The 5,856-nt window shown below is 47.9% G+C and carries 7 protein-coding genes; 6 read left to right on the top strand and 1 reads right to left on the bottom strand.

What is annotated here, in order from left to right:
• Window positions 1-14: 14 nt before the first annotated feature.
• Entirely contained in the window at window positions 15-602 is a 588-nt protein-coding gene (locus HMPREF2959_RS01455) for a superoxide dismutase (RefSeq protein ID WP_002243451.1), read from the bottom strand.
• Window positions 603-764: 162 nt separating this feature from the next.
• Here HMPREF2959_RS01455 and dnaB point away from each other — a divergent pair, with 162 nt between their 5' ends.
• From dnaB to HMPREF2959_RS01485, 6 genes are all read left to right on the top strand, one after another.
• Window positions 765-2,171, top strand: coding sequence for a replicative DNA helicase (gene dnaB / locus HMPREF2959_RS01460; protein ID WP_002220671.1), 1,407 nt, complete (start codon window positions 765-767; stop codon window positions 2,169-2,171).
• A gap of 301 nt (window positions 2,172-2,472) precedes the next feature.
• Window positions 2,473-3,141 carry a GspH/FimT family pseudopilin gene (locus HMPREF2959_RS01465; protein ID WP_002243452.1) on the top strand — a complete coding sequence of 223 codons (669 nt, stop codon included), beginning with the start codon at window positions 2,473-2,475 and terminating at the stop codon, window positions 3,139-3,141.
• Window positions 3,142-3,170: 29 nt separating this feature from the next.
• Window positions 3,171-3,785 carry a type IV pilus modification protein PilV gene (pilV, locus tag HMPREF2959_RS01470; RefSeq protein ID WP_002222656.1) on the top strand — a complete coding sequence of 205 codons (615 nt, stop codon included), beginning with the start codon at window positions 3,171-3,173 and terminating at the stop codon, window positions 3,783-3,785.
• Window positions 3,782-4,720: a PilW family protein gene (locus HMPREF2959_RS01475; protein WP_070696281.1), complete on the top strand. Its 939-nt coding sequence runs from the start codon at window positions 3,782-3,784 to the stop codon at window positions 4,718-4,720. Before pilV ends, HMPREF2959_RS01475 begins: the two co-directional genes overlap by 4 nt.
• Window positions 4,699-5,292: a pilus assembly PilX family protein gene (locus HMPREF2959_RS01480; RefSeq protein WP_002243454.1), complete on the top strand. Its 594-nt coding sequence runs from the start codon at window positions 4,699-4,701 to the stop codon at window positions 5,290-5,292. The genes HMPREF2959_RS01475 and HMPREF2959_RS01480 overlap by 22 nt, the downstream gene beginning before the upstream one ends.
• Window positions 5,293-5,296: 4 nt before the next feature.
• Complete coding sequence (locus tag HMPREF2959_RS01485) at window positions 5,297-5,770, top strand: PilX family type IV pilin (protein WP_002243455.1); 474 nt, start codon at window positions 5,297-5,299, stop codon at window positions 5,768-5,770.
• The last annotated feature ends 86 nt before the right edge of the window (window positions 5,771-5,856 follow it).

Below are 5,856 nucleotides of genomic sequence, written 5' to 3' on the forward strand. Positions count from 1 at the left end.
CGGATTAACAAAAATCAGGACAAGGCGACGAAGCGTTTGGCGACTTCGTCCCAGTTGACGATTTCCCAGAAACCTTTCAGGTAGTTGGGACGGCTGTTGCGGTAGTCGATGTAATAGGCGTGTTCCCACACGTCGCAGGTCAGCAGCGGCGTGTTTTCAGTGGTCAGCGGAGTTGCTGCGTTGGAAGTGGAAACCAAATCCAATCCGCCGGCAGGGGTTTTCACCAGCCACGCCCAACCGGAGCCGAACGTACCGGCAGCGCAAGCGGAGAATGCTTCTTGGAATTTCTCGAAGCTGCCCCATTTCGCGTCGATGGCGGCGGCCAGTTCACCGGAAGGTTTGCCTTGACCTTTGGGCGTGAAACCCAGCCAGTAGAAAGTGTGGTTCCAAGTTTGGGCTGCGTTGTTGAACACGCCGCCCGAAGATTTTTTCACAATCTCTTCCAAAGGCAGGTTTTCAAATTCGGTGCCTTTGATTTGATTGTTCAGGTTGGTGATGTAGGTTTGATGGTGTTTGCCGTAGTGGAATTCCAAAGTCTCTTTGCTCAGATGCGGGGACAATGCGTCCAGTTCATAAGGCAGTTGCGGCAGCTTATGTTCCATTTTGTGCTCCTAATATTGTTTTAAATGTTGTATTTTGGCAGTGTTGCTGCAAATAGCTTGGCAGCGCACATATTTTACCTGTTTTGAGGAATGGAAACCAATTAAACCTGCTTTACGCTATAATAGAAGATTGCAATTTCGGCACGACAGATAGGATGTACCATGAACGATTACGCAGCCATGCCGTCTGAAGACCGTGAGGTCGGCGCATTGTCGCTTCCGCCGCACTCAATGGAGGCGGAACAATCCGTTTTGGGCGGGTTGATGCTGGAAAATCCGGCATGGGACAGGATTGCCGATGTGGTTTCGGGAGAGGATTTCTACCGGCATGAACACCGCCTGATTTTCCGTTCCATTGCCAAATTAATCAATGAGAGCCGTCCCGCAGATGTGATTACGGTTCAGGAAGATTTGCAGCGGAACGAAGAATTGGAAGCGGCAGGCGGATTCGAATACCTGATTACGCTGGCGCAAAACACCCCGTCTGCCGCCAACATCCGCCGCTACGCCGAAATCGTGCGCGAGCGTTCCATCATGCGCCAACTCGCCGAAGTGGGGACGGAAATCGCCCGCAGCGCATACAATCCGCAAGGCAGGGACGCGGGGCAGCTTTTGGACGAGGCGGAAAACAAAGTATTCCAAATCGCCGAAAGCACGGCCAAATCCAAGCAGGGCTTTTTGGAGATGCCCGATTTGCTGAAAGAAGTCGTACAGCGCATCGATATGCTCTACTCGCGCGACAATCCCGATGAAGTTACCGGCGTGCCGACGGGGTTCATCGACCTCGACAAAAAAACCTCGGGTCTGCAACCCGGCGACCTGATTATCGTTGCCGGTCGTCCGTCTATGGGTAAGACCGCCTTTTCTATCAATATCGCCGAACACGTTGCCGTAGAAGGCAAGCTGCCCGTTGCCGTCTTTTCGATGGAGATGGGCGGTGCGCAACTGGTCATGCGTATGCTCGGCTCGGTCGGACGGTTGGATCAAAGCGTCCTGAAAACAGGCAGGCTCGAAGACGAACACTGGGGTCGTCTGAATGAAGCAGTCGTCAAACTCTCAGACGCGCCCGTGTACATCGACGAGACCCCGGGTCTGACTGCGCTCGAACTGCGCGCCCGTGCCCGCCGTCTCGCCCGTCAATTTAACAATAAGCTGGGATTAATCGTCATCGACTACCTGCAACTGATGGCGGGATCCGGCCGTTCCGACAACCGTGCTTCGGAGCTTGGCGAAATTTCCCGCTCCCTCAAAGCCCTGGCAAAAGAGTTGCAAGTCCCCATCATCGCCCTGTCGCAACTGAGCCGCACGGTCGAATCGCGTACCGACAAACGCCCGATGATGTCCGACCTTCGCGAGTCCGGCGCAATCGAGCAGGATGCCGACCTGATTATGTTCATGTATCGCGACGAATACTACAACCAAGACTCACCCATGAAAGGCCTTGCCGAATGTATCATCGGCAAACACCGCAACGGTCCCGTCGGTAAAATCTTCCTCACATGGACGGGACAATTCACCAAATTCGACAATGCTGCCTATATTCCCGAGGAGGCAAAGATAGAGGATTAAATGGCTATATAAAAATTTATTAGGCGAAATCAGGCAAAATCGTTTAAAATCATGCTGAGAGATTGCCCTAAAAAATAAAACGCGGTCTTGAGGCATTTTTGCATTCAGCCCGCATATAATTGAAAATATAGTGGATTAACAAAAATCAGGACAAGGCAACGAAGCCGCAGACAGTACAAATAGTACGGAACCGATTCACTTGGTGCTTAGCACCTTTAGAGAATCGTTCTCTTCGAGCTAGGGCGAGGTAACGCCGTACTGGTTTGAATTTAATCCACGATACATTACCAGTTAACGTCCTATGTGTACACGAAAACAACAAGGTTTCACGCTAACAGAGCTGCTCATCGTGATGGTCATTGCAGCCATTATGGCGATGATAGCCCTCCCCAATATGAGCCAATGGATTGCATCCCGCCGCATTGCCAGTCATGCGGAGCGGATTGCCAACCTTTTGCGTTTCTCCAGGGGCGAAGCCGTCCGGCTCAATCTCCCTGTCTATATCTGTCCTGCTCAAGTTAAAAAAGACGGTACGGTCAACAATAAATGTGACTCCGGCAAGAAGGGGCAGGGAATGTTGGCTTTTGGCGATAAGAATGGCAATAAGACATATGACGGCGATACGGCGGATGTTCTTCTCCGCAGTGTGGTATTGAATGATGATATCAATGATAAGCGGATTAATTATGCCTTCAACCATATCGCTTTCGGTCAGACTCAGCCGACCGCTGACCGTGTAGTTTGGACATTCAATCAAAACGGGACGTTTGGTTATACGAAAGACCAGCATCTTACAAAACAATCCAGCTTTTTTTATTCCGACGGTTATATCCAAATCGTGCTGACAGATGCGAGAGCAGTTTCAGATGCCGATAAGAAATTCCGTTCGGCGGTGGTTTTGATTAACAGCAGCGGCAGGGTTGAGGTTTGTCCTAGAAACGATAGGCGTACCGTATGCCAATATAAATGATTGTTTTAGTCGGTTTGGGAAATAAAAAAATGAAGAATAATGATTGCTTCCGCCTGAAAAACCCCCAGTCTGGTATGGCGCTGATAGAAGTCTTGGTCGCTATGCTCGTTCTGACCATCGGTATTTTGGCACTATTGTCTGTTCAGTTGCGGACAGTCGCTTCCGTCAGGGAGGCAGAGACGCAAACCATCGTCAGTCAAATCACGCAAAACCTGATGGAGGGAATGTTGATGAATCCGACCATTGATTCGGACAGCAACAAGAAAAACTATAATCTTTACATGGGAAACCATCATACACTATCAGCTGTGGATGGCGATTTTGCGGTTGATGCCGTGAAAAGCAAGAAGGATTTGGCAAAAGCCCAGTTGGACAGGTTCGGTTATGAATTGAAAAATGCCTTGCCGGATGCGGCAGCCATCTATTACGCCATCTGCAAGGATTCGTTGGGTGTTGCGCCGACATTGTCCGCCGGTAGTACTTTTTCTTCAAATTGCGATGCTAGTGCAAATGGGGATACTTTGATTAAAGTATTGTGGGTAAATGATTCGGCAGGGGATTCGGATATCGCCCATACGAATCTTGAGACGAACGGCAACAATATCGTATATACCTATCAGGCAAGGGTCGGAGGTCGTGAATGAAACGTAAAATGCTAAACGTACCAAAAGGCAATTATGATGGTATGAAGGGTTTTACCATTATTGAATTTTTGGTTGCGGGCATGCTCAGTATGATTGTCCTGATGGCGGTCGGATCGAGTTACTTCACATCCCGGAAATTAAATGATGCGGCAAACGAGCGTCTTTCCGTGCAACAGGATTTGCGGAATGCGGCAACATTGATTGTCCGCGATGCGAGAATGGCGGGCGGCTTCGGTTGTTTCAATATGTCCGAGCATCCTGCAACTGATGTTATTTTCGATACGACGCAACAAAATTCTCCTTTTTCCTTAAAAAGGAACAGTACAAATAAACTTATCCCCATAACGGAATCTTCAAATATCAATTATCAGAATTTTTTCCAGGTTGGTAGCGCATTGATTTTTCAATACGGAATCGATGATCTTGATGCGAGTGCTGAGACTGTTGTAGTCAGCAGCTGTTCCAAAATAGCAAAACTGGGTAAGAAAATATCTACCTTGCAAGAAGCAAAGAGTGCATTACAGATTACTAATGATGATAAACAAAATGGAAATATCACCCGTCAAAGGCATGTGGTCAATGCCTATGCGGTCGGCAGGATTGCCGGTGAGGAAGGTTTGTTCCGCTTCCAATTGGATGATAAGGGCAAGTGGGGTAATCCTCAGTTGCTCGCGAAAAAGATTAGACATATGAAAGTGCAGTATATCTATGTTTCCGACTGTCCTGAAGATGACGATGCCGGCAAAGAGGAAAAATTCAAATATACGGGTACATTCGACAGCTCCACAAATGCTGTTACGCCCGCCGGGGTGGAGGTTTTATTGAGTAGCGGTACTGATACCAAGATTGCCGCTTCTTCAGACAATCATATTTATGCTTACCGTATCGATGCGACAATACGCGGGGGAAATGTATGCGCAAACAGAACACTTTGACGGGAATCCCGACTTCTGACGGACAGAGGGGGTTTGCACTGTTTATCGTGCTGATGGTGATGATCGTCGTGGCTTTTTTGGTTGTAACTGCCGCGCAGTCTTACAATACCGAGCAGCGGATCAGTGCCAACGAATCAGACAGGAAATTGGCTTTGTCTTTGGCCGAGGCGGCTTTGCGGGAAGGCGAACTTCAGGTTTTGGATTTGGAATATGATACGGACAGTAAGGTTACATTTAGCGAAAACTGTGGAAAAGGTCTGTGTACCGCAGTGAATGTGCGGACAAATAATGATAATGAAGAGGCTTTTGACAATATCGTGGTGCAAGGCAAGCCCACCGTTGAGGCGGTGAAGCGTTCTTGCACTGCAAAATCTACAGGCCTGTGCATTGACAATAAAGGGATGGAATATAAGAAAGGCAAGGGAAGCGTCAGCAAACCACCACGCTATATTATCGAATATTTGGGCGTGAAGAACGGAGAAAATGTTTATCGGGTTACTGCCAAGGCTTGGGGTAAGAATGCCAATACCTTGGTCGTCCTTCAATCTTATGTAAGCAATAATGATGAGTAATAAAATGGAACAAAAAGGGTTTACATTGATTGAGATGATGATAGTCGTCGCGATACTCGGCATCATCAGCGTCATTGCCATACCTTCTTATCAAAGTTATATTGAAAAAGGCTATCAGTCCCAGCTTTATACGGAGATGGTCGGTATCAACAATACTGTCAAACAGTTTATTTTGAAAAATCCCCTGGACGATAATCAGACCATCAAGCGCAAACTGGAAATATTTGTCTCAGGCTATAAGATGAATCCGAAAATTGCCAAAAAATATAGTGTTTCGGTAAGGTTTGTCGATAAGGAAAAATCAAGGGCATACAGCTTGGTCGGCGTTCCGAAGGCGGGGACGGGTTATACTTTGTCGGTATGGATGAACAGCGTGGGCGACGGATACAAATGCCGTGATAAGGCTTCTGCCGAAGCCTATTCGGAGACCTTGTCCGCAGATGCCGGCTGTGAAGCCTTCTCTAATCGTAAAAAATAAGGTTGTTTTGCCGATGCCGTCTGAAAATCAATGTTCAGACGGCATTTTTATGGGTATAGTGGATTAACAAAAATCAGGACAAGGCG

The sequence above is a fragment of the Neisseria sp. HMSC070F02 genome, from assembly GCF_001814225.1.
GTDB lineage: Bacteria > Pseudomonadota > Gammaproteobacteria > Burkholderiales > Neisseriaceae > Neisseria > Neisseria meningitidis.

Excerpts from the sequence above, each read along its gene's own strand:
- HMPREF2959_RS01475 (WP_070696281.1), top strand. The coding sequence starts at position 3,782 with ATGAAACGTAAAATGCTAAACGTACCAAAAGGCAATTATGATGGTATG.
- HMPREF2959_RS01480 (WP_002243454.1), top strand. The coding sequence starts at position 4,699 with ATGCGCAAACAGAACACTTTGACGGGAATCCCGACTTCTGACGGACAG.
- HMPREF2959_RS01455 (WP_002243451.1), bottom strand. The coding sequence starts at position 602 with ATGGAACATAAGCTGCCGCAACTGCCTTATGAACTGGACGCATTGTCC.
- HMPREF2959_RS01465 (WP_002243452.1), top strand. The coding sequence starts at position 2,473 with ATGTGTACACGAAAACAACAAGGTTTCACGCTAACAGAGCTGCTCATC.
- HMPREF2959_RS01485 (WP_002243455.1), top strand. The coding sequence starts at position 5,297 with ATGGAACAAAAAGGGTTTACATTGATTGAGATGATGATAGTCGTCGCG.
- pilV (WP_002222656.1), top strand. The coding sequence starts at position 3,171 with ATGAAGAATAATGATTGCTTCCGCCTGAAAAACCCCCAGTCTGGTATG.
- dnaB (WP_002220671.1), top strand. The coding sequence starts at position 765 with ATGAACGATTACGCAGCCATGCCGTCTGAAGACCGTGAGGTCGGCGCA.